This window comes from Rhizobium mongolense subsp. loessense, from assembly GCF_900099775.1.
GTDB classification, from domain to species: Bacteria; Pseudomonadota; Alphaproteobacteria; order Rhizobiales; family Rhizobiaceae; genus Rhizobium; species Rhizobium loessense.
On the sequence record NZ_FMTM01000002.1, the window covers coordinates 709,007 to 731,571 of the forward strand.

The following is a 22,565-nucleotide window of genomic DNA, read 5'->3' on the forward strand; positions in this document are numbered from 1 at the left end:
AATGCAAAATGGAAGGACATCCTGTGTCGTGGTTTGAATTGCCTATCGCGGGGAATAATTACCGTGCCATTGACCTGCGCTCAGATTTCGGAGCCGATCTCGATCGCTTGCCGTGGCTGATGAGGATCATGCTGGAGAACTGCATCCGCAATTCCGAAGGCGACGAGCGCAATAAACTTGTCGAGCATTTCCGCAGTTGGCTGATCGGCGGCACGAGCCAGCAGGAGATTCCGTTCTATCCAGGCCGCGTCCTCATGCACGACACGACATGCGTGCCGGCGCTTGTCGATATCGCAGCGATGAGAGACGTCGTAGCGGAAAACGGCGGAGACCCGACGAACCTGGTTCCGGCGCTTCGGGTCGATGTCTCGGTCGATCATAGCGTCGGCGTCGACCGATACGGCACCAAGGACGCCATGGCGTTCAACATGCACCGGGAGATGGAACGCAACGCCGAACGGTACCGCCTGATGAAATGGGCGACGACGGCCCTGCCCGGCATCCATGTCCATCCGCCTGGCACCGGGATCATGCACACCATGAACCTGGAGCAGTTGGCGACGGTCATTTCCGTCGACGAGCGCGATGGAGTCTCGATCGCGAGACCCGACACGCTCATCGGCACCGACAGCCACACGCCGATGATCAACGGCATCGGCGTCGTCGCCTGGGGGGTCGGCGGGCTTGAGGCAGAGAGCGTGATCTTTGGGATGCCCGTCACGTTGCGCCTGCCTGATGTTATCGGAGTTCGATGTGTCGGCGCGCTGAAACCCGGCGTCCTGTCCACCGATCTCGCACTTGCGGTCACACACCTACTCCGCCGTCGCGGGATCTCGGGCGAGTTCGTGGAATTCTTCGGGCCTGGCGTATCCCAACTCTCTGCTGGCGACCGTGCCGTCGTCGCGAACATGGCTCCGGAATACGGCGCATCCAGCGGCTATTTCCCGATCGATTCCATGACCATCCGATATCTCGCAACGACGGGCCGCACCCCAGAGCATTGCATGATCGTGGAGGAAGTCACCAAAGCGCAGGGACTTTGGTTCGATTCACAAGCGCAGCCAAAATACTCCGATGTGCTCGAGCTCGACCTCTCGACGCTGACACCGGTCGCCTCCGGCCCCCAGCGTCCCCAGGATATGCTCCCGATCGGTCAGGTCGCGAACGTCCTTCGCGCCACGGCAACGGAACCTGCAAGGGGCACGGCAACAACCATTCCGCCCTATCCGATCGCGATCGCGGCGATCACGAGCTGTACGAACACTTCGGACCCGAAACTCCTCATCACCGCCGGACTCCTGGCAAGGCGAGCTCGGTCAATGGGCCTGCGCCCACCTCACTGGGTGAAGACGTCGCTTGCGCCCGGATCGCCAGCAGCCGAGCGCTTCCTGGCTCGAGCTGGATTGCTTGAAGACTTGGAGGCTGTCGGATTCGGCATCGTCGGCTATGGGTGCACTACATGCATCGGCAATAGCGGCCCTTTGCACCCTGACATGCAGGACGCTGTCGAAAGCGGATCCGTCGCTACCGCGGTCTTGTCGGGGAACCGAAATTTCCCGGGCCGCGTGCATCCATCCCTCAAGTATGGGTTCTTGATGTCGCCGCCCATGGTAATAGCCCACGCACTGGTCGGCACAATGGACCGAGACGTCGGAAGCGCGGTCCTGGCGACGCGGATGTCCGGCCAGGAAATCCGATTGGCCGACCTCTGGCCGACGGCAGAAGAGATTGACGCTTTGACGGCTGCAAGTCTTGAGATCGAAGACTTCGGCGCTTCGTTTGCGCATGCCGAACAGAACGCATCATGGAGCAACCTGGCCGCCTCCTCGGCCGACCGTTTCCCTTGGGACCCGGCCTCCACCTACATTACGCGTCCGCCTTTCGCTTCGATCGATCAGCCGAACCGCTTGGGCACTTACACCGCCCATCCGCTCCTCGTCCTCGGAGATGACGTGACCACGGACCATATCTCTCCTGCGGGGCAGATTTCGTCATCGAGTTACGCCGGCCAACACCTTGTCGCAGCCGGCGATCCGAAAGGCGACCTCAATGTCTACGCCGCACGTCGCGGAAACTGGAAGACAATGGTCCGTGGCCTGTTTGACAACAGGACGGCGAGCAACCTGTTGGTCGGCACAGAGTCAGCCCGCCAGACCATTCATGCGCCCTCCGGGACTGTCGGCCCGATTTGGGAGATCGCAGAACGCTACGGCAACGAAGGCATCGACACCGTAATTGTCGCGGGCGAGCGTTACGGCGCGGGCTCGTCGCGAGATTGGGCTGCGAAGGGGGTGGCCCTATTGGGGGTCAGGGCAATTCTAGCCCAGAGCTTTGAGAGGATTCACCGTTCGAACCTTATAGGGATGGGCGTACTGCCGATATTGATGCCGGCGCAGTTCCATCCCGAGGCGCTGACACTCCGACCTGGCGACCTCGTCATCGTGAAAGCGGAGGCGATAAGTCCACGATGCCCGGTCGAGGTGGAAGTCGCCAGGGCAAACGGAACCAGCACGCTCTTCAACGGGCGTGCCGCGGTGGAAACGGAACTCGACGTCGTCCTGCTCAACGCCGGGGGCATGATCCCGCACATTCTGGCGCAACGGTAGCGAATTTGGTCAATGGCCGTTTGGCATTGCTAAAGACGTAGATCGCGGTTCCCTTAATCACTTGGATGCCGGCATAATCACCGCCGCGGACGTGCGTTGGCAGTTGAATGGAATAGAACAGACTACCCCGCGATTCCCCAAGCGCTCGCCTTGAGCGGAATAGAACCGCGGACCCGCTATTCCAGCGCCGCGGCAAACGTTAATTTATGGAATGCCAGATCATTTGAGACGCGTCACATTCCTGGCCGCAATGACGCTCATGCGGCTGTGGTTATTCGTTCAATCGGCGAGGCCGTGAATGACTGCCCAAGCTACGCCTCCGCGTCCAAAGTGGTCGAGTTTGACAAACTTTGCCAAGTCCAGCTAAATTGGGCGCAATATGGAGGCTCGAATGGCTACGATGAATGTATCTTTACCCGACCCAATGAAAGAATGGGTCGAGGCACAAGCGAGGACCGGGCGATATTCCAATGCTAGTGACTATGTGCGTGACCTGATTCGGAGGGACCAAGCGCGCAGTGATAAGATTGCCGCCATGCAACGCTTGGTCGATGACGGTCTCAAAAGTGGAGTTGGCAACCGGTCGAGGGACGAACTCTTTGCCGCGGCAATCGAGCGCGGGGAAACGACGCGCGGCGGCAGATAATGCATTTTAGACTTTCTGTCGAAGCGGAAGAGGACATCATTGCGATCGCCGAGCAAGGTGTCCGCATGTTCGGATCCGCACAGGCGAGGCGGTATCATGACGAGCTGTTCGCGATGCTTGACCTGATTGCCGCGAATCCGCGATTAGCGCGTGAGCGAGAGGAGATTTCGCCGCCGGTTAGAATCCATCCGTTCAAAGCCCATCTCGTTGTCTACCGGATCGAAGAGAACGGGGCCATTTTCGTGATCCGAATACGCCATGGACACGAAGACTGGGCCGGCGATCCTGTTTAGACACATCGCCCACCACGCCGCAATAGTACGCTCTCGATCGTGTGAAACGCCAAATTTCTAGATCGCGGTTTTGATAGGAATCGGACCCTTGGCCGACCAAAGCCGCGGTTTTCGGAGGAGAGTAAGGTACAGGCCGCTCAAGTCCTTGCTTTGCTCCAACTCGTCTCTTTTGCCGTAACCCCAGAGCACGCCAATTGCGCTCATCCTGTTCGCGTGCGCGCCTGTAATGTCGAATTTCCGGCCGCCAACCATGACGCACCGATCCGCGACAAGACCGTTTTCCGTCATTATATGGGCGATGAGCTCCGGCTTATGGTCGATGTTTCCAGCCGGCGTTGACCCGTAGATGCCGTTGAAAAGGGCTCCCAAGCCCTTGTTTTGAATGATCGTGCGCGCGAACGTCGCTCGCTTCGATGTAGCGAGGAACAGGCGTGCGTTCTTGTGCATCGTCGCAAGTGCCTCCGGGATTTCATCATAAAGCTCGCTGAGCAGGAGCCCTCTCGACCCCTAGTCGCGCCTGTAGGCCTCAACGGCTTCCAAGACACGATCGTCGCCAAACGGCCGCAAGAGGTAGCGCATGACATCTTCGATCGGCGGTGTGCCATCGAGATCGAGTAAAATCGCAGGTGGGAGGGGAGATATATTGTCGCTCGCTTTCACAAGGGTGAATGCCAAATAGCTCATGTGCCGACGAAGTGGGCGACGGCACGAGGGCTGGTTCCGGACACGCGAAAGCCCGCGTTCTGCAAGGCCCCGGGCGGTTGCGTACCCGATGCCGGTGGATGCCCCCGTCACCAGGGCGACGCCAGGATTGGTCTTGTTTATGGAAATCACTTCTTTCTTTGTGCTGGATTGCGCTTCGAAATATCGGTCGGCCTGCCGGCCGTGGGTCTGGTGTTTGGAAAACGGGAACGGTTGGAGGCAGGCTTTCAATTACCACCCCGTCCGGTGCTCGCGTCGGTCAATTCGTTCGTCCAGCGTCGGAACAGCGCACTGGCGTTGACTCCTCCGAAGCCAAAGCCATTGGAGATCGCGTAATCCATCTCCATTGGCCGGGCTTGGCTTGCGACGAAGTCGATGCCGTCGGCGGCCGGATCCGGAGCGCTCAGATTAAGTGTCGGCGGCGCCACCTGGTCCCTGAGCGCCAGGATCGCGAAGATGACGCCAAGCCCGCCGGCGGCGCCGAGCAGGTGTCCGGTCGCCGATTTCGTTGCGCTGACAGCTATCGCGAAATCGCGCCCGAACACGTTCTTTATTGCCGCGATTTCCCCAAGATCGCCTACTGGCGTGGAAGTCGCATGCGCATTGAGATGACGAACCTCACGCGACGAAATCCCTGCTTGTGCAATCGCGATCTCCATGGCACGGCGCGCCCCTTCGCCGTCCGTGGGACCGGAGGTGACATGATGAGCATCCGCCGTCGTGCCGTAGCCGACGAGCTCGGCGAGCGGTTTCGCACCGCGCGCAAGCGCGTGGCTCATTTCCTCGATGACCAGGATGCCGGCTCCTTCTCCCATGACAAAGCCGTCCCGGGCCATGTCGAAAGGTCGTGAGGCCTCAGCCGGCGTGTCGTTGAAGCTGGTCGAAAGAGAACGAGCGGCCGCAAACCCGCCGAGACTGACAATGTTCATGCATGCTTCCGTGCCACCGCACACCGCGATGTCGGCTTCGTTTGCGCGGATAAGACGAGCCGCATCGCCGACCGCCTGGATGCCGGCCGCACACGCCGTCACCGGCGCGCCCAGTGGACCTTTGAAGCCATGACGGATGGAAATGTGACCCGCCGCGAGATTCACCAGGAAGGACGGTATCGTAAACGGAGACAGGCGACGGACACCGCGGAGGTCGACCGTGCGCACCGCCTCGGTGATGGCGGGAAACCCGCCGATGCCCGAAGCGATGACCGTGGCTGTGCGCAGGCGTTCCGTTTCCGAGCTAGGCTTCCAATTCGCCTGCGCAACAGCCTGTTCTGCCGCCGCCAGCGCAAAGAGAATGAACCGATCCACCTTTCGTTGATCTTTCGGCGCAAGGACGGTATTCGGATTGAAGCCGGCTTCGGGGTCTTCTTCCAGGGATGGAACTACCCCTCCGACCTTTGCCGGGAGGTTGCCGACCACATCGTCCGGAAGCCTTCGGATGCCCGAGCGGCCGGCCAGGAGACGCGACCAGGACGCTTCAACATCGGCGGCAAGGGGCGTGACAGCTCCCATGCCCGTAACAACAATCCGTCGCATCTATTTTCCCATCAGTTTGAGTGCGCCGCCGGCACTGACACGCCGTTCAAGCGCCGGCTGCTTCGCGAACCTGATTGGTCGCCGCATCCAGAAAGGCCTGCGCGAGGTCGGGATCGTTGATGACGCGCGATAACATCAACGCACCGACCATCGTCGAGAGAATGGCCATGGCCTTGCCATCTGACTCCTCGCCATTGGTCTCGGCAATGAAACGGCCGAGGATCCCGAGATGCTCCCTGATCCCGGCTTCGAACGAAGCTTTCACGTCCATGCCTTGTCTGGCGGCATCCGAACCCAGCGCCACGATCGGGCAGCCGTCCATCTTTTCTCCGCGATGGTCCATACTGAGATAGAACGCGATCACCTCGCCAAGCGGATCCTCGTGTTTTGCCGCAGTCGCGGCCGACCATCGGTTGGTGGCGCTTTCCATCGCTCGCCTGGACGCCTGCGCAACCAGGTCCTCCTTTGAGGTGAACTGCTTGTAAAAGGCGCCTTGGGTCAGCCCGGCACCCTTCATCAGATCCTTAAGGCCGATGCCGTCAAAGCCTCGCTCCCGAAAAAGGCGACTTGCTACATTGATCACGGTTTCGCGGTTCTCCGCGGCCTGAGTGCGAGTTACGCGCATCGTCATCTCCTTTTTTAAATTGCATTCGTAATCTAAACTCTATATAGAGGTCGAACGCAATCTAAAAAGGATTTACGAAGTGATCCGCAGAACCCTGAGCGCAACGCTCCTTGCCGCGCTATTTCTTTCGACCCCGGCTTTTGCCGAGGAAGCAACCATCGGACGCCCGATCGGAGGCGGCAGCCTGCACGCGGGACCCCTCGACATGGTGGTCTACTACGTCTCGGTCGACGGCGACCTCCTAGAGGTCACCGCCACCTTCGCCCCGAAGACCGGGGGCGATCCGCTGCGCGTCGTCATGGGCCTTGCCGACGGCGACTCCGTGGCATTTTCCATGCCAGGCCACCATGACGCGCTTTACGCGTTCTCAAGGTCCGGCAAGGAGGTGACGGTCTCGACCGAGACTGCCACACATCTGCGGGCCGACGCGACAATGCGTTGACCCGAGGTGCAGACCGCAGCCTGTGTGCTACCGGTCGCTGGTCTTGTGTCCGCGGCTCGCCACACGGTGCCCTCGATCACGCCATCGAACAAGTCTGGAGGAGAGGCCAAATGCTATACAGTTATTTTGTCGAGAAATCGATCCGACAGAGCTTCGACCACGTCAACAACCATCGCTGGGATGCGGCGGTGAAAGCAGTCGTGCCGCATGTCCATCACCGCGTTTCCGGCACCCACGCGCTTGGTGGCGAGCGCCACGACAAAGAAGCCCTGCGCCGCTGGTTTGAGCGCCTCGGCCGTGTCCTGCCCACTCTCCATCTCACGGTCAACCATATCTGGGTGAAGGGCTGGCCGTGGCATACCACCGTGTTTGCCCAGTGGGACGGAACCGCAACGCTGCGCAACGGCGACGCGTCGTACGTCAATCGTGGTCTCCACGTGTTCACCCTGCGGTGGGGAAGAGTCTATGCACTTGAGGAATTTTACGATTCACAGGCAGCGGCGCGCGGTCTTGCCGCCCAAGCGGCAGTTGGCCTCGAAGAGGCTGTCGCCGAACAGATTATAAGCTAGCAAGGAGAAGCGTAGTTAGAGGCGCCACCGCGTTACGTGACCGGGGGTACGCTCGCCGATTTCTCGCTGGTGAGCAGGGATGGCTGGCAGATCCGCTCGATAGATCGGCCATTCGGAAATTCGGCTGGAAGAGCCGATCCTGAAGCGCCGCGATCGCACACCCGTCATCACGATCCGCTCGGATATCAACGCGGCAAACTCATCTTCCAGAGGTTTCCAAAGGAGATCATGAAGGCTCTCCAGCCGCGCCGACGAAGAGTGCTGGCGTGCGCGGCCCGCGTCGATCGGACGAACCCGGCCAACGGCTTGTTCTGCTGTGATGCAACTTTCGGGCGGAGGCTGCGGAACCACCGCGGTCCTGCACTCGATATTTCAGGCCGCGCTGGTGACACCCAGCGCGTCACATTCGACGTGTCGGAACCGGCATGACGCACCGCCCAGTCAGGTGCGCAATCAGCGACCTTTCCCAGCCCCCAGACCGTCAATTCTGGAAGAAGGCCAGCAGGTCCGGGTTGACGACATCAGGGTGTGTCGTGCACAGGCCGTGGGGCAGACCAGGATAGGTCTTGAGGGTGCCGCTCTTGAGAAGCTTTGCCGACAGCGGCGCGGAGTCCGCGTAAGGCACGATCTGGTCGTCGTCGCCATGCATCACGAGGACGGGTAGCTCGATCTTCTTAAGGTCTTCGGTGAAGTCCGTCTCGGAAAAGGCCTTGATGCAATCGTAGTGCGCTTTCGCACCGCCCATCATGCCTTGCCGCCACCAGTTCTGAATGACGCCTTCCGATGCTTGGGCACCCGGGCGGTTGAAACCATAGAACGGGCCGGCCGGAACGTCGCGGAAGAACTGTGCCCGATTCGCGGTGAGCGCGGCGCGGAAGCCGTCGAAGACTTCGATCGGCAGGCCGCCCGGGTTTTTCTCGGACTTCACCATGATCGGCGGAACGGCACCGATGATGACCGCCTTCGAGACCCGACCGGGCTTGGCGCGGGCAACATAGTGAACGACCTCGCCGCCGCCCGTCGAGTGGCCAACATGGATCGCGTTCTTGAGGTCCAGCTTCTCCGCCAATTCCGCGACGTCGGCGGCGTAGGTGTCCATCTCGTTTCCGGTGTCTGTCTGTGTCGAGCGGCCATGGCCGCGGCGGTCGTGGGCGACGACGCGGAATCCCTTGTTGAAGAAGAACATCATCTGGTTGTCCCAGTCGTCGGCGGAGAGCGGCCAGCCGTGATGGAAGACGATCGCCTGGGCGTCCTTCGGGCCCCAGTCCTTGTAGAAGATTTCGGTTCCGTCGGTCGTGGTGATGTAGCCCATTGTCGTGGTCCTCTGTTCAGTTGCGATGGATTGGGTTGCGGCGGAGGCCCACTTCGGAAGCGACGCGACGGCGACCGCCGCGCCTCCTGCGAGGAGGAAGTCGCGCCGGGTGGCGTTCAGTTGTATCGTGAGGGCGGTGCCGTTCATGTCCGTCTCCCTGGGAGCGTGGTGCCTCTGTTGACGAAGAGAACCGTGCCCGACGGACGGCCGTAAAACGAGTTAAGCGTCGTAAATTGATGAAAATCAGAATTCCGCCGCAAGTAAAGGGGCCGGAATGCCTCCGGCTCTTATGCGAGAGACCACGATATTCAGACGGCGACGAAGTCATAAGCATCACCGCGCCGCTCTGCATATCCGACGCCGGGATAGGTCCAGTGGTATCCGAGCAGCTTCAGCTTTTCTGCGGCCGCACGATCCAGCAGCACCTGGCGGCTGGCGAGCGCAACTTCCGCGTCGGTATCGAAACCGAAGTGCCAGTCCGGCCTTGCGAAGAAGATCGTGTCGTTGGTGCATGCGTCGCCTGTGATCAGGAGATTGTCCCTGCCCCTGATTTCGACCGATACGTGGCCGGGCGTGTGGCCGGGCGTACTGACGATCGACATTCCCGGCACGATCTCGTCGCCCTCCCTGACAAGCGTGATCCGCTCGCCGATGGCGAAGAGGTCCCGCTGAGCGCCCTTGGCAAATCCGTGCAAAGCCGACGGCCTCCGGGTCTCGAACTGCTTGTCCGTCCAGAAATCCCATTCGGTCTGGCTCACATAGTACTCCGCGTTGGGATACAGGAGCTTGCCGTTGGATGCAGTCGTCGCGCCCGAGTGGTCGGGATGAGCATGGGTGAATACCACCTTTGTGATCTGTTCTGGAGTGACACCCATTGTCCGGAGATTGTGCGCCAGCTTGCCTGCCGTGGGTTGAAAGTTCATGCCTGACCCGTTGTCGATGAGGATCAGGTCGTCGCCATAACGTATCAAAGGATATTCGCCTGAACCGCAGCGCCTTTCTCGCCGCCGCCAAGTCGCTTGAGGAAGTCGGCCCGTTCCTCCGGCTCAGCGTCAGGGAGCAGGACTTCGGGTGGGAGGGTGATAAAGCCGTCGCTCAGCACGGTGATGTCGAATGCTCCATGCGCGAAGTTGTGGAACGAAGCGGCGAAGATGTCGCGCGGCAAGGTCATGACGGCCGCCGCCGCGGCCGAGCCGACGAGCAACTGCCTTCTGGTGGCGTGAATATCGGTGTCGAAGTTGGACATGCCTATCTCCTCTTGCATTCGTCGATTGTTGGATCACGGTCGCGATGTCCCGAGGTTAGGCGCGGGTTCGGACGCGGACGAGTTAAACGTCGTAAATCGATGAGAAGCCTGAGCGCGAGGGTGTCAGAGACGGCCGTCGCGGCGCAAATCGGCAGTGACGTTGATCAAGGCGCGGGCGGCACAGAGCGGAGAGTCATCGTTGTCGCCGAGGATCAGCAGGCCATTCCCCGCGCCCTCGGGTGCGATGAGCAGGTGCTTGCCGGGCACCAAGGCCACGGGTTTGCCAAAAGCGAGGAATTTCCTGAGGAGCGCCGCGACGCCGTCTTCTGCGTCCGTCCAAAGCCCTCCGGAGAGGCCGATGCAGAAAGCGGCCGCGAAGTCCTCGGCGACGATCTGGTCAAGCGCAAGGGTGTCGGCGAGTTCATCGCGGGCATCCCGGTCGCCCCGGAACCTCCGGACCGCTTCATCGGACATGTCGGCTGACCGCATGCCATCCGCTATCAACGGCGGGCCGCCCTTCAGTGTCGCCATGACGACCTCCGATCCGGTGTTCTTGAACGCGTAATAAGGGATCGCGATCCGTTCCAAACCTACTTCGGGATTCCCTGCCCCTTCCTCGCCATCGACGATCAGTATCAGAAAGCGGATGGCGGCTTCTTCGTTCATATCATTCTCCTGCTCTGCACTTATCATCACGCGCGCGAGGACATAGAACGAGTTCAGAGTTGTAAATCCGTGTAAATTCCTTGGCCCTTCAAGGGCTGGACGCACCGCACCTTGCGACAGACACCGCTTCGGTGTTCGACGACAGCACTGCCAGGTCCCGATCGATCCGCCTTTTCCAGGAATAAGCGCCGTCATGGCATGCGGCTTCGGCTCCAAGCGTCAGATGTTCCATCGCGCGAGAAACGGCATCATCAAGCTCCTCGGACAGGATGACTGCCGCCTTTACGCGATGAAGTTCCGGCAGGCACCACCGTTCACCGGAGCCACCGCAATGCTCGATCGCGTCATCCATGAGCCTGTGCGCCTCGGAATGACGCGAGAGCTTGGACATGGCGCTCGCGGCGACCGATTGGAAGTGGGTCATGAACAAGGTGAAGCCTGCCGACGAGAGCGTTTCCATACCAATCCTCAGGGCGCGGATGCATTCCTCCGCCCTGCCCTCGCGCAACATCAGTTCGGCCTCGAAGCATTCGGCGTAGCAGTGCCAGACGTCGAGCGAGAGCGTCTTGGTTTGCTCCCTCAATTGCGAGATGTAGTCGGCCGCGAGATCGTCGCGGCCGGACAGAAGCGCTATCGGACAGGCGGCCTCGGCCAGAACATTGGAGAGGGACAGGGTGTGGCCTACCTCGAGAGCATAGTCGACGGTCTCGCGCACTTCCTGCAACGCCTCGGCCTCCTCGCCGAGAACCCACATGGCACGCGCCAGGATGATGCGGGCAGTCACGCGCTGGTCGAACTGGAAGCGTATGGAATGCTGACCGCCCCGCAGGCCGGAATATTCCTGCAGCATTTGCCGCAGCTCGTTGCATGATTCTGCGTGGCGGCCGAGCCAGTGCAGGGTGGCACCGCGCATACGCTTGCCGATGATCGTGTCGGTGGGATCGGTCGAGGACACCGCGAGTTCACCGAATCTCTCGACGAACTCCATGCCCAAGGCGGGTTGGGCCCGGTTGATGGCATCGACCCACAAAGCCCAGATGGCCCGCAGTTGATGGTCGATATCTCCGATTTCCTCGGCGATCTTGAGCGCGGTGGACCAGGCTTGGATTCCGTATTCCGGCGCGTCGGTCGCACGCATCTGCGGCCAGCCGAGCGCGGCGTACAGTTTCATACGGCTGCGCTCGTCCAATCCAGGCCGCGATTCCAGGAAGTTGATCGCTCTGGTGACCGCCCCGAGGCACTCGTCCAGTAGAGACAACCGGAACAGAAGGGGAAGTCCCGCCACCGTGAGCTCTACTCCGAGCAGCTGATCGCCTTGCGGGCCAAACGACCAGTCGAACGCGGCACGTAGGTTCGCCACGAGCGAGGCATAGTCCTCCGACCAGTCGTCGACGGCGGCGGCGTAGAGTTCCTGCTCGGCGCGCCCGAGCCTGTCTTCGAGATACCCGGCGAGGCGGGACATCGTTCTGTTCGTGCCGTCGGCCGCCGCAAGCTTTTCGGCTGCATAGATTCGTGTCGTATCCAAGAGCCGGTACCGCGTCCCAGCTGACTGCGTGTCCGCGCTGACCAGCGACTTCGACACCAGCGAAGCCAGATCGTCTTCCGGAAGATCGCCCGACAGTAGCGTTACCGCGGCCTCGCCACTGAACCATCCCCGAAACACGGAAAGCTCCTGCAGCGCCGTCCGTTCGATCTGCGACAGCGTGTTGTAGCTCCAATCGAGAGTGGCCCGGAGAGTCTGGTGTCTTGGCAAGGCGGTACGTCGGCCACGGGTCAGGAGTCGGAAGCAGTCCGAGAGCGACGCCGCCAGACCCTGCACGCTTATCGTTTCCAAGCGACCTGCGGCCAATTCGATGGCGAGCGCGATTCCGTCCAGCTGCGAGCAGATTTCGACGACGTAGGGAGCGTCCCCGTCAGTGAGCTGATAATCTCCGAGGCAGGCGTCAGCGCGTTCAACAAACAGCTGGACTGCGGGCGACGCGAGGGCGTCATTCGCTCCGCCGATCTTCTTCGGCACCTCCAAAGGCGGCAACCGATGAACCCGTTCGCCGTCCGCTCGAAGAGGCTCTCGGCTTGTGGAGAGGATGCGCGCGGTCGGGCAAATGGCGATAATGGCCTCGACCGTGGCGGCCACGCCGTCGACGGCTTGCTCGCAACTGTCGAGCACCAGGATCAACTCACGGCTGGCAAGATGGTCGGCGATGTCGCCGACGATATCTTCGCTCCTGGCCAAGATACCTAGCGCAGAGGCGATCGTGGTCGGGATCAAGCCTGCCTGGGTGACTTCCGACAGATCGATCCAGACAGCCTCGGGCATGGCTTCGCTCGCCATCACAGCGCGCGCGACCGTGGACTTGCCGATGCCACCTGGCCCGACGATGGTCAGCAGCTGAGAACGGCGCAACTGCGTCGCGATTTGAACGATAGAGTGCTCGCGGCCGAAGATGCGGGGTGAGGAGGGGCCTCTTGTCGAGCCGAGGAAGGGCACCGCCATGGCCGGAGCTTCGGCCTTGTCGAGGGACTGTTTTGCGATGAAGGTGTAGCCGCGTCCCGGAACGTTCGCGATGATCTTGGATTCGCGCTGGGTGTCGTCGAGGGCCTTCCTCAACGCGGAAATATGGACGCGGAGGTTCGCCTCCTCGACGAAAGTGTCCGGCCAGACATGCTTGATGATCTCGGCGTTCGCCTTGAGCACGCCGGGGTGCTGGGCGAGAAAGATGAGGATATCGGCCGCCCGGCTGCCAAGCGGCACCGTCTGTCCGTCACGCAGCAGCATGCGCTGGCTCGGTATGATCGTGAACGGTCCGAAATGAATATCGCTCACCGTTTATCTCGCGAATGGATAATAAAAAAGTGCGGTAGTCGGAATAAGGGCACTGCTCGATCGGCCGCATGTTTGCAAGCAGACGCAGAGACTTGCAATAACAACAATGAGGATTGAACGAAAGTCTTATGGGTTTTCGGTCCGGTTTTGCCGGTTCCGGCTATCCTATGTTCGATCGGGACATGATCGGTTCCAACCCACACTTCTTCATTGACTACTATACTATGTTCTAGTTTTCCGCCATGCGCTGGGAGCAATACCGATCCGAGCGGCGAAGGCCCGCGAGAAGTCACTCTGGTTGGCGGAGCCGCATTTGGATGCGATCTCGGCAAGGCCATCGGCGCCGTTCGTCAGAAGGCGGCACTTTGCCGAACCGAGACGCTGCTTGGTGAGCCATTGGTGCGGTGACATGCCGACGGATTGACGGAACGCTCGGGCGAGATGGTGGACTGAAAGTCCACGTTCGAATGCGATCACATCTAGCGCTGTCGTCAGGTCTGAAGCGATCGTCTCGAACGCCCAGCGCTCTTGCCAGGAAGCGTCTCCGCCGGTTGGCCGTTCGAAACCGCTTGCATTAATGAAGCAGTTCATCTACTTTACAACCAGTTGCATATTGCAATCACTTTGGAGTCGAATCAATGAAGCTTTACTGTGCGCCCGGATTCACCAGCCTGGCCGACCATATCGCCATGCTGGAGGCTGGAATTCCATTCGACTTGGTCAAGGTCGACCTCGAGACGAAACAGATTGAAGGCGGCGGCCATTACATAGACATCAACCCGACGGGCTATGTGCCTGCCCTTATGTTCGACGATGGCCAGGTGCTGACAGAGAATGTCGCGATCCTGGCGTGGATCGCCGACCGCACTCCCGAGCTCGCACCGCAGGGTCATCTGGGCCACTACCGCCTGCTCGAGATGCTGAGCTTCATCGCGACCGAGATTCACAAGCGCTTTCCCACCTACCTGTCGCTTCCGGAGGATGTCAGGGAGCCGACCGGCCAACAATTGTTGCACTGGTTCGACTTTGTCGCAGATCGACTGGAGCAGGGCTATCTGTTCGGAGAGACCTTTACGGTCGCCGATGCCTACCTCTTCCAACTGGCGTGGGGCGCGACTCAACTCGGATTCCACCTGCCCGAGCCGTTTGGCGATTACATCGCACGGATCGGACAACGGCCCGCGGCACAAGCGGCGCTGCACCGCGAGGGCCTGGCATGAGTGAGCTTGTGATCCGCACTGATGGGGTCGAGCTCGCGACGCAGAGCTTTGGCAATCCAACTCAGCCGCCGCTACTTCTGATCATGGGCGGAATGGCGTCGATGTTGTGGTGGCCGGAGGAATTCTGCCACCGGCTCGGCGAACGGGACCGCTTCATTATCCGCTATGATCAGCGCGACACCGGTCTTTCCACAAAGTATCCTCCCGGCCGGCCGGGTTATACCTTTGATGACGCCGTCGATGACGTCTTCCGCGTGCTCGACGGCTACGGGATTGCGAACGCTCATATCGTCGGCTTTTCCCTCGGTGGCATGGTCGGCCAGGTGGCCGCACTGAAAAATCCGGATCGCGTGCTTTCCCTGACAGTGATCAGCAGCTCGCCGGTCGGGGTGGACAATTCGCTCTTCCCTGCAAGCGGCGAGGCCTGGATGGAACATATGGCCGTTGAGGTCGACTGGTCGGACCGGGCAGACGCGGTCGCCTATCTGGTCGAGGACGCGCGCCTGACTGCGGGGACGGCATATCCATTTGACGAAGCCGGGACCCGAGCCTTCATCGAACGGGATTTCGACCGCTCCGGAGGCTATCTCAACGCCACCAACCACAGCGTCCTTTTCGACGTTGGCGAGACATGGCGGGGCCGGCTGAACAAGATGACATTGCCGCTTCTCGTTCTTCATGGCACTGCCGATCCGGTTTTTCCGCTGGCGCACGGCGAGGCGCTCGCGCGCGCTGTGGCGGATTCGAAGTTCGTGAGGATCAAAGGTGGCGGCCATGAGATTCATCCCGGAGATTGGGAACAGATCATCTCTGCTATCGACGAACTTGTCAGAGGACGAGCGTCCGCCAAGTGAACGAGACAGAGGGCAAGATTTGACGTCGGTTTCCGGCCTGAGCGGTCAATATGCTATTGAAGGGATCCGAACCGACGACCAGTTTTTACGAAAACCTATTCATCTCAAAGGCGCGAGCAGCTGTCATTGCACACACCGACCGCTCAACGCCTTCGCAGTCATTGACTCGGCTCCCCCAACCCTAAAACAATGCCAACCGTTAGTTACCTACCGGTCCTGTCTCCATCGGTAGAAATCCACGAACGCACGGAAAGCCGGCGAAGCAAGGCGACGGCTCGGGTAATAGAGATGGTAGCCTTGGAATGTCGGACACCAGTCCTCGAGGACATTGCGGAGCGAGCTGTTTTCCACATGTTGGCGAACCAGGTCTTTCGGCACGTAGGCGAGCCCGATTCCGTCGAGAGCGGCGTCGATGGCCGAGGCGATATTGCTGAGCGTCAACGGCCCCTCCACCCGGACACTGAACGCACGACCGTCTTGCTCGAACTCCCATGCGTAGAGCGTGCCAGATGTTGGCAGGCGCAGATTGATACAGTCGTGGCCTGTCAGTTCCTGAGGGTTTGATGGGAACGGAAACCGCGCGAAGTATGCAGGCGCACCCACAACAGAGTACGTGACATCCGGCCCCACCCGAACAGCTATCATGTCGCGGGCGACTGCCTCGCCAAGCCTGAGCCCGGCATCGAACTGGCGCTCGACGATATTTGTGAACCCGTTATCGACGATGAGTTCTACGGTGATGTCAGGGTTGTCGCCGAGAAAGGCAGAAAGCCTCGGTCGGAACACCAGGTCGATGGCGTCATCGGGGCAAACGATACGGACATGCCCCGACGGCCGGCCCCTCAGTTCCTTGATCGCGTTGATTTCCGACGCGATGCCTTCAAAATGGTGTGTAATCCTCTCGACAAGACGCTGCCCTGCGGCTGTCGGAGCTACGTCACGTGTCGTCCTCGCAAGGAGACGTATACCGAGCCGCTCCTCCAGCGCCCTGATCGTATGGCTTAGAGCAGAGCGTGTCACACCCAGCTTCGCCGCTGCGCGCGTGAAGCTACGCTCCCGCGCCACTTCCAGGAAGGCTTTCATTTCCGCGAATTCGTCACGACGCATTGTTGAGGCTCCCTCACCACGGCATGCAGACTATACCTTCTAGTGGCTCGAAACCAACCTGACTATCTTGCTTCACAACAGAAGCGGGATGCACGAATGACCGAGATCACACTGCAGGAAGGTTTTACAGGGCGCGTGGAGACAACGCCTTGGGGCGCGGTCATCTGCCTGTCGCTCCTCACCTTTCTCCTGGTGGGGCTTGAGTTCTTGCCGACCAGCCTTCTGACCCCGATCGCCCGGGACCTCTCTGTCACAGAAGGTCAAGCCGGGCTTGCGATCGCGGCGTCCGGCTTTTTTGCGGTGATTACCAGCCTGTTCGGAAATGTCGTCTTGAGCAGATTGGACAGGAGAACGGTTGTCTTCGCCTATACTGCCGTGTTGGCGGTCTCCAGCCTCGTGGTAGCGCTAGCAGGCAGCTTTCCAGTTTTCCTGATCGGCCGAGCGATGGTCGGCATCGCGATCGGCGGCTTCTGGTCGCTTTCGACTGCTATCCTCGCACGCCTGGCATCCCGCCCCGACCTCGCAAAGGCCATCGCCGTGCTCCAGGGTGGGACCGCGTTGGCGATCGTTACCGCCGCGCCGCTTGGGAGCTTCCTCGGTAGTCTCATCGGCTGGCGAGGTACCTTTCTAATCACAGTACCCATCGGTCTCGCGGCATTGGTGTGGCAAGTCGCTGTGCTGCCGAAGATGCCGGCCGCCGCAGCCGCATCGGTGACTGAAATGTTCGGGTTGCTCAGGAGCCGCACCTTCGCGATCGGAATGGCGGCAACGGCGCTCGCGTTCATCGGCATGAACTCGCTATCGATCTACCTGCGACCGTTCCTTGAACGCGTCACTGCCCTCGACATCAACACTCTGTCCATGGTCCTGCTGGGCTTGGGCGTTGGCGGACTGGCCGGAACGCTTGCAATCGGGCTCGTGCTGCGACGACATCTGAGTGCTGCCTTGATCGGGATTCCATGCGTGCTTGCGCTCCTCGCAGTTCTCCTGGTCTGTATCGGCTCGTTCAAAGCCGTCACAGCGGCCGTCCTCGTGCTGTGGGGCTTCCTCTCAACGCCGATTCCCGTTGCGTGGAACACCTGGATGACACAGATCATCCCCGACGATCTCGAAGCTGGTGGCGGACTTCAGGTCGCGTTGATCCAGTCTGCAATTGCCGGAGGCGCTTTCGCCGGAGGGATGCTCTTCGATACCGTCGGTTGGTGGAGCGCGTTTCTGCTGGCTGCCGTCCTGCTCGCCTGCTCTGCCGGGCTCGCCGCAATGTCGCGCCCCGGCACCCAACACCAATCCAATTTTTGAACTGGAGATCATCATGTCGCAGGGGATCGAAAACAAGGTCGTCGTGATTACTGGCGCAAGCAGTGGACTGGGTGAGGCGACGGCCCGCCATCTGGCCGAGCGTGGGGCCATCGTCGTCCTTGGTGCTCGCAGGGCCGATCGCATCGAGGCTCTCGCCAGCGAACTCACCGCAAGAGGTCATAAGGCAAAAGCCGTCCAGACAGACGTGAGGGAGCGTAATCAGGTCAAGCATCTCGTGGAGACGGCAGTCCGGGAGTTTGGCCGCATCGACGTCATGCTGAACAATGCGGGCCTGATGCCTCTGGCTCCGCTTGAGCGTCTCAAGATCGACGAATGGGACCACATGATCGACGTCAACATCAAGGGCGTCCTGTATGGTGTAGCCGCCGCACTTCCCCACATGAAGACCCAGAAATCCGGACATATCATCAATGTGTCGTCGGTCTACGGTCATGTAGTCGATCCGGGAGCGACCGTCTACTGCGCCACCAAACATGCAGTCCGCGCCCTCTCCGAAGGCCTGCGCAAGGAAGTTAAGCCCTACAACATCCGCACCACGATCATCTCTCCGGGCGCAGTCAGCACCGAGCTCCTCGAGCATATCAGCGAAAAGGACATTCAGGCCGGTACCCGAGAGTTCGTCAGCAAGATCGCGGTGAGCGCCGATACCTTTGCCCGAACCGTGGCCTTTGCCGTCAACGAGCCTGACGACGTCGACATTAACGAAATCCTTTTCCGTCCGACCGCGCAGCCTGTCTGACGGAGGAAGAGCATGTCTTCGTCTTCACATCTTACCCGCCGCAAAATCTTGGTCGGAACCTTGATTTCCGCTGCTCTGCCTTTTGCATCGTTCGCACAACGGGGGCGCGATCCGGACAGTCAGGAGCCGACGGACGTTCGTATCAGGATGAGCTTTGGCGACTACGCCATGACGGCGACGCTCTATGACAATCCGTCCGCACGAGACTTCGCGTCGATGCTGCCCCTCAGCCTCAAGATCGAGGACTACGGCGGAAACGAGAAGATCGTCTACCTTCCCCGCAAGCTCACCGAAGACGGTAGCGGCCCGTTCGGCAACGAACAGCCCGGCGATCTTTGCTACTTCAAGCCCTGGGGAAACCTGGCTCTCTTCTACGCCGACTACAAGTGGGATGGCCTGATCAGGCTCGGCCGCTTCGATGACGGCTTCAAACCTCTGCTTGTTCGCGGCGAATTCCCGGTGCGCATAGAGCGGACTTGACACCACGCCTTCATCCATCCATCAAGAAGGGACTTATCTGATGAACAACTTCAAGATCACGATCATAGCAATGGCTGTGGCGGTATCGTCCCCGGCCTTCGCCAACGACGAAAAGGGCTCTATCGTTGGCGCGTGGAACATGACCTCCCTTCAGTTCACCGACGCGAGCGGCAGACAGAACACGATTCCGTATTCCGGGCAGGTGATCTTCTCGAAAAGCGGCACACTGTCCGTGCAGGCCATGAATCCGGACGCTTCGGCGGAGCCGACGCCTTACACGGCAAATGGCTATGAGGCCTATTACGGCCCGGTCGAAGTCGACGAAGCGAGAAAGACGTTTGCCATCACGGTGGGTTCATCGCTCGTTCGCAACCTTATCGGACAACGGCTCGAGCGGAATTTTGAAGTAACGGAAGACCAGTTGGTGATCACGCCGACAAATGCAGCCGAAGGCTGGCGCGTGACGTACGAGCGGCTGTAAGAGGGGAAGGACCCTCAGCGCCTTCAACACACCTCAGGCAGCCTGACGATAACCGTCTGGCTGCTTGAGAAAAGTTTGCGTTTCTATCTTGACGTAGCCTGTCTTCCTCGGGTCGTAGTCCGCACCGGGACTGTCTTGCCGTACTCGTTCCACCACGCGGTCAAGGCTTCCATGGTCGGCCCGAGACCCCTTGCCTTAGCGGTGATCTCGTAGTCGACCCGTGGCGGCACCTCGGCGAACACTGTTCGCGAAACCAGTCCATCCGCCTCCAGTTCCCGCAGTTGCGCCGTCAACATATGCTGCGTAATGCCGGGAATAGCCTTCCGTAACTCGCCGAAGCGATAGACCCGTTGGTTGAGCAACCACATGATCTCCAGCTTCCATTTGCCGGAAAGCAACGCGAAGGCTCGACGCATCTCCTCGTGCATGTTGATGCCGTCGTCATCTTTAGTATGCATTTCCATACTAGCCCATCCAAATTCATCCTACTTGCGCATATCGATCTTACACTACATTTTCTTTGCGAACACCAGAGCTGAGTTGCGCTGGAGCCACGAAAAATCGACACACACGAAACCCGCCGGGGACCCGGCGGGAAAGGATATTCTATGGCCGAAAATCACATCTACTGGATCAGCACGACGCTTCTTAGCCTGCTGTATCTCTCATCCGCCGTGACCTACGTCGTAAAGACCGAGTGGGTTCGCACAACGATCGCTGGATTCGGATATCCGGCCTACCTCGTTCAGGTTCTTATCACCGTCAAGGTTCTCGCCGTCACAGTGGTGCTGTCACGTTACAGCATGGCACTGAGTGATCTGGCGTACGCTGGCATGCTGTTTCACCTTGTCCTTTCCGCCATGGCGCACCTCGGCGTTCGTAAGCCTCTCGGCGCGCTCCCCGCGCTGCTTGGACTGATTTTCCTCGTCACCTCGTTCGCCACTCAGAACGCTGCACGCGACATCCCCTCACCCTACGCGCTGTCACAGACGGCGTACTGAAGGGATTCAGTCTTGCCATGTGCCGCGAGCAAAATGGGGCATCACGGCGGAGAAGACTGAGGCGTAGTCTACCTAACTCGAACCGGCTTCAGCCGGCAGGCATTGGCGCGTCAGCCAGTCGGCAAAGGCGCGGGCTAGTCGCCGCTGGCTGCCGGATTTGGGATAGGCGAGATAATGACCGATATAGCGGTTATCCCGACAGATCCGCTGGAGAGGACGGACCAGCTTACCGCTTTCCAGTTCGCGCCTGGCCAGCACGTCGGATTCGAGCGCGATGCCGAGCCCGTTAACGGCAGCATCGACCGCCAGGAAGCTGCGATCAAAGCTCATCGACGGAGAAGGTGGCGGTCCGAGGTCGTTGGCTTCGAACCAGTCGATCCACTGTATGCGCTTGAGATCGCTTCTGATCAGCGGCTGGTGGATCAGGTCGCGCGGGGATTTGATCTGTCGCGCGAGTTCGGGCGCGCAAAGCGGCGAGACGATCTCTTCGGAAAGAGGGATGACGATCAGGTCTTCGCGATCCAACGGTTCGCCGTAGACGACGTCGGCATCGAAGAGACCATCGACGAAGCGGGCGTAGTTCGTGCTGGCGGCCACCCGGACCTCTATGCCGGGATTTTCCTGGAGAAACTGCGGCAGGCGCGGTGACAGCACCTGCGCCGCAAAACTGGGAGCGCAGTGCAGGCGCAGCAATTGCGCCTTGTTGGATGAAATCTGCTCAACACCGCGCCGCAATTCCTCAAACGCGTTCGAAGCATGGTTCAACAGTGTCTGCCCGGCGAGAGTCAGCGAAACTCTGCGCGTCGTGCGCTCGAAGAGAGCCACGCCAAGATCGCGTTCCAACCGCACAATCGCATGGCTGACCGCGCTCGGCGAGAGGTTAAGTTCTTCGGCCGCCGCCCGGAACGAACCGAGCCGGGCGGCAGCCTCGAAAATGCGCATGGCGGAGAGTGAGGTCATTTGCAGCATGGGATTAGTGAAACAGATTCACCCATAGATGTAAACTTCGCGTTTGTCGCGGCGGTCCTGTTCGGTCAGAAATCTCGTCATGGAGTGATCCATTCGACGGTATTGCCAGATGCCGGGGAGAGGCATCGGGAGGAGAACGAGATGCTGTTAAAGGGAAAGACCGCGGTCATTTCGGGCGCGGCGAGCAAACGCGGTATCGGCCGGGCCACGGCCGAGCTTTTTGCATCACATGGCGCACGCGTCGCTATTCTCGACATCAATGCCGAGGAGGCGAAGGCAGCCGCCAGCGACCTTACGCCCGTCGACCATGGTGCTCATATTGGTCTGCGCTGCAACGTGGCCGATCGTGCCTCCTGCGCGTCGGCAGCCGGCGAGGTGCTCGCTGCCTTTGGCGTGGCGAATATCCTCATCAACAATGCCGGCATCACCCAGCCGGTAAAGACGCTCGAGATCTCTGAGACGGACTGGCAGCGCATCGTCGCCGTCAATATGACGGGCGTCCTCAATCTGAGCCAGGTCTTCATACCCAATATGCGCGCTAACGGCGGCGGGTCGATTGCCTGCATGTCGTCAGTTTCGGCGCAGCGCGGCGGGGGCATTTTTGGCGGTCCGCACTACTCCGCCGCCAAGGCCGGCGTTCTCGGCCTCGCCAAGGCGATGGCGCGGGAGTTCGGTCCAAACGGCATTCGCGTCAATTGCGTGACGCCCGGCCTCATCCAGACCGACATCACCGGCGACAAGCTTTCGGCCGACATGCGCGCCGACATCATCAAGGGCATCCCGCTCAGCCGATTGGGCGAGGCAGGCGACGTGGCCAACATCTATCTCTTCCTCGCATCCGATCTCTCGGCCTACGTCACCGGTGCGGTCATCGACGTCAATGGCGGCATGCTGATCCACTGATCCGCCCGCGAAGAGTCTGACAAGGATA

General features: G+C 60.3%; 24 protein-coding genes and 2 pseudogenes. 14 read left to right on the forward strand and 12 right to left on the reverse strand.

What is annotated here, in order from left to right; translation table 11 throughout:
- Positions 1 to 8 precede the first annotated feature (8 nt).
- The 3 genes from acnA to BLP23_RS11015 all read left to right on the forward strand — a co-directional run bounded on the left by acnA (position 9) and on the right by BLP23_RS11015 (position 3,545).
- Complete coding sequence (gene acnA, locus BLP23_RS11005) at positions 9 to 2,606, forward strand: aconitate hydratase AcnA (protein WP_092584889.1); 2,598 nt, start codon at positions 9 to 11, stop codon at positions 2,604 to 2,606.
- Between the two features lie 391 nt (positions 2,607 to 2,997).
- Positions 2,998 to 3,252, forward strand: coding sequence for a type II toxin-antitoxin system ParD family antitoxin (locus BLP23_RS11010; protein ID WP_092584890.1), 255 nt, complete (start codon positions 2,998 to 3,000; stop codon positions 3,250 to 3,252).
- On the forward strand, positions 3,252 to 3,545 hold the full coding sequence (locus tag BLP23_RS11015) for a type II toxin-antitoxin system RelE/ParE family toxin (protein ID WP_092584891.1): 294 nt from the start codon (positions 3,252 to 3,254) through the stop codon (positions 3,543 to 3,545). Before BLP23_RS11010 ends, BLP23_RS11015 begins: the two co-directional genes overlap by 1 nt.
- A 57-nt stretch (positions 3,546 to 3,602) precedes the next feature.
- On the opposite strand, the gene BLP23_RS34440 is transcribed toward BLP23_RS11015, so the two are convergent.
- From BLP23_RS34440 to BLP23_RS11030, 4 genes are read right to left on the reverse strand one after another with little or no spacing between them, the layout of a single operon-like run.
- Entirely contained in the window at positions 3,603 to 4,037 is a 435-nt protein-coding gene (locus tag BLP23_RS34440; protein WP_267890081.1) for an HAD hydrolase-like protein, read from the reverse strand.
- Positions 4,038 to 4,052: 15 nt separating this feature from the next.
- On the reverse strand, positions 4,053 to 4,478 hold the full coding sequence (locus BLP23_RS35240) for a Rossmann-fold NAD(P)-binding domain-containing protein (RefSeq protein WP_233426670.1): 426 nt from the start codon (positions 4,476 to 4,478) through the stop codon (positions 4,053 to 4,055).
- Entirely contained in the window at positions 4,475 to 5,779 is a 1,305-nt protein-coding gene (gene fabF, locus BLP23_RS11025; protein ID WP_092584892.1) for a beta-ketoacyl-ACP synthase II, read from the reverse strand. The genes BLP23_RS35240 and fabF overlap by 4 nt, the downstream gene beginning before the upstream one ends.
- A gap of 46 nt (positions 5,780 to 5,825) precedes the next feature.
- Positions 5,826 to 6,404: a TetR/AcrR family transcriptional regulator gene (locus tag BLP23_RS11030; RefSeq protein ID WP_092584893.1), complete on the reverse strand. Its 579-nt coding sequence runs from the start codon at positions 6,402 to 6,404 to the stop codon at positions 5,826 to 5,828.
- 79 nt (positions 6,405 to 6,483) lie between these two features.
- Between BLP23_RS11030 and BLP23_RS11035 the strand changes: the two genes are divergently transcribed.
- From BLP23_RS11035 to BLP23_RS35245, 3 genes and pseudogenes are all read left to right on the forward strand, one after another.
- Complete coding sequence (locus BLP23_RS11035) at positions 6,484 to 6,846, forward strand: hypothetical protein (protein WP_092584894.1); 363 nt, start codon at positions 6,484 to 6,486, stop codon at positions 6,844 to 6,846.
- A 110-nt stretch (positions 6,847 to 6,956) separates the two neighbouring features.
- Positions 6,957 to 7,415: a nuclear transport factor 2 family protein gene (locus BLP23_RS11040; protein WP_092584895.1), complete on the forward strand. Its 459-nt coding sequence runs from the start codon at positions 6,957 to 6,959 to the stop codon at positions 7,413 to 7,415.
- A gap of 51 nt (positions 7,416 to 7,466) precedes the next feature.
- A pseudogene (locus BLP23_RS35245) lies at positions 7,467 to 7,661 on the forward strand (hypothetical protein); the annotation flags it as partial.
- A gap of 235 nt (positions 7,662 to 7,896) precedes the next feature.
- Here BLP23_RS35245 and BLP23_RS11050 read toward each other — a convergent pair.
- The 5 genes and pseudogenes from BLP23_RS11050 to BLP23_RS11070 all read right to left on the reverse strand — a co-directional run bounded on the left by BLP23_RS11050 (position 7,897) and on the right by BLP23_RS11070 (position 14,054).
- On the reverse strand, positions 7,897 to 8,727 hold the full coding sequence (locus BLP23_RS11050) for an alpha/beta fold hydrolase (protein ID WP_092584975.1): 831 nt from the start codon (positions 8,725 to 8,727) through the stop codon (positions 7,897 to 7,899).
- Positions 8,728 to 9,035: 308 nt separating this feature from the next.
- Positions 9,036 to 9,973 (reverse strand): annotated as a pseudogene (locus tag BLP23_RS11055) (MBL fold metallo-hydrolase).
- A 123-nt stretch (positions 9,974 to 10,096) separates the two neighbouring features.
- Positions 10,097 to 10,639 (reverse strand): type 1 glutamine amidotransferase family protein, encoded by a 543-nt coding sequence (locus BLP23_RS11060; protein ID WP_092584897.1) that lies wholly within the window; start codon positions 10,637 to 10,639, stop codon positions 10,097 to 10,099.
- 88 nt (positions 10,640 to 10,727) lie between these two features.
- Positions 10,728 to 13,415 carry an ATP-binding protein gene (locus BLP23_RS11065; protein ID WP_092584976.1) on the reverse strand — a complete coding sequence of 896 codons (2,688 nt, stop codon included), beginning with the start codon at positions 13,413 to 13,415 and terminating at the stop codon, positions 10,728 to 10,730.
- Between the two features lie 270 nt (positions 13,416 to 13,685).
- Positions 13,686 to 14,054 (reverse strand): helix-turn-helix domain-containing protein, encoded by a 369-nt coding sequence (locus tag BLP23_RS11070; RefSeq protein ID WP_092584898.1) that lies wholly within the window; start codon positions 14,052 to 14,054, stop codon positions 13,686 to 13,688.
- Positions 14,055 to 14,101: 47 nt separating this feature from the next.
- Here BLP23_RS11070 and BLP23_RS11075 point away from each other — a divergent pair, with 47 nt between their 5' ends.
- Both BLP23_RS11075 and BLP23_RS11080 read left to right on the forward strand, forming a co-directional pair.
- Positions 14,102 to 14,683: a glutathione S-transferase N-terminal domain-containing protein gene (locus tag BLP23_RS11075; protein ID WP_092584899.1), complete on the forward strand. Its 582-nt coding sequence runs from the start codon at positions 14,102 to 14,104 to the stop codon at positions 14,681 to 14,683.
- The gene (locus tag BLP23_RS11080) at positions 14,680 to 15,537 is read left to right on the forward strand and encodes an alpha/beta fold hydrolase (RefSeq protein ID WP_092584900.1); all 858 of its coding nucleotides are present in this window, start codon (positions 14,680 to 14,682) and stop codon (positions 15,535 to 15,537) included. Before BLP23_RS11075 ends, BLP23_RS11080 begins: the two co-directional genes overlap by 4 nt.
- A gap of 207 nt (positions 15,538 to 15,744) precedes the next feature.
- On the opposite strand, the gene BLP23_RS11085 is transcribed toward BLP23_RS11080, so the two are convergent.
- Complete coding sequence (locus tag BLP23_RS11085; RefSeq protein ID WP_092584901.1) at positions 15,745 to 16,644, reverse strand: LysR family transcriptional regulator; 900 nt, start codon at positions 16,642 to 16,644, stop codon at positions 15,745 to 15,747.
- Between the two features lie 96 nt (positions 16,645 to 16,740).
- On the opposite strand from BLP23_RS11085, the gene BLP23_RS11090 reads away from it, so the two are divergent.
- Genes BLP23_RS11090 through BLP23_RS11105 form a run of 4 tightly spaced genes read left to right on the forward strand, consistent with a single transcriptional unit; the run spans position 16,741 to position 19,664 of the window.
- The gene (locus tag BLP23_RS11090; RefSeq protein ID WP_092584902.1) at positions 16,741 to 17,943 is read left to right on the forward strand and encodes an MFS transporter; all 1,203 of its coding nucleotides are present in this window, start codon (positions 16,741 to 16,743) and stop codon (positions 17,941 to 17,943) included.
- A gap of 13 nt (positions 17,944 to 17,956) precedes the next feature.
- Positions 17,957 to 18,703 (forward strand): SDR family oxidoreductase, encoded by a 747-nt coding sequence (locus BLP23_RS11095; protein ID WP_092584903.1) that lies wholly within the window; start codon positions 17,957 to 17,959, stop codon positions 18,701 to 18,703.
- A 12-nt stretch (positions 18,704 to 18,715) separates the two neighbouring features.
- The gene (locus BLP23_RS11100; RefSeq protein WP_092584904.1) at positions 18,716 to 19,183 is read left to right on the forward strand and encodes a cyclophilin-like fold protein; all 468 of its coding nucleotides are present in this window, start codon (positions 18,716 to 18,718) and stop codon (positions 19,181 to 19,183) included.
- 40 nt (positions 19,184 to 19,223) lie between these two features.
- Complete coding sequence (locus tag BLP23_RS11105; protein WP_092584905.1) at positions 19,224 to 19,664, forward strand: lipocalin-like domain-containing protein; 441 nt, start codon at positions 19,224 to 19,226, stop codon at positions 19,662 to 19,664.
- Between the two features lie 83 nt (positions 19,665 to 19,747).
- On the opposite strand, the gene BLP23_RS11110 is transcribed toward BLP23_RS11105, so the two are convergent.
- Positions 19,748 to 20,128, reverse strand: a complete 381-nt coding sequence (locus BLP23_RS11110; protein ID WP_092584906.1) for a winged helix-turn-helix transcriptional regulator — start codon at positions 20,126 to 20,128, stop codon at positions 19,748 to 19,750.
- 144 nt (positions 20,129 to 20,272) lie between these two features.
- On the opposite strand from BLP23_RS11110, the gene BLP23_RS11115 reads away from it, so the two are divergent.
- Positions 20,273 to 20,665: a DoxX family protein gene (locus BLP23_RS11115; RefSeq protein WP_092584907.1), complete on the forward strand. Its 393-nt coding sequence runs from the start codon at positions 20,273 to 20,275 to the stop codon at positions 20,663 to 20,665.
- A 72-nt stretch (positions 20,666 to 20,737) separates the two neighbouring features.
- Here the strand turns inward: BLP23_RS11115 and BLP23_RS11120 are convergent, their stop codons facing one another.
- A complete protein-coding gene (locus tag BLP23_RS11120) occupies positions 20,738 to 21,634 on the reverse strand; it encodes a LysR substrate-binding domain-containing protein (RefSeq protein ID WP_092584908.1) in 897 nt (298 codons plus the stop codon).
- A 141-nt stretch (positions 21,635 to 21,775) separates the two neighbouring features.
- On the opposite strand from BLP23_RS11120, the gene BLP23_RS11125 reads away from it, so the two are divergent.
- Positions 21,776 to 22,537: an SDR family NAD(P)-dependent oxidoreductase gene (locus BLP23_RS11125; protein ID WP_092584909.1), complete on the forward strand. Its 762-nt coding sequence runs from the start codon at positions 21,776 to 21,778 to the stop codon at positions 22,535 to 22,537.
- The last annotated feature ends 28 nt before the right edge of the window (positions 22,538 to 22,565 follow it).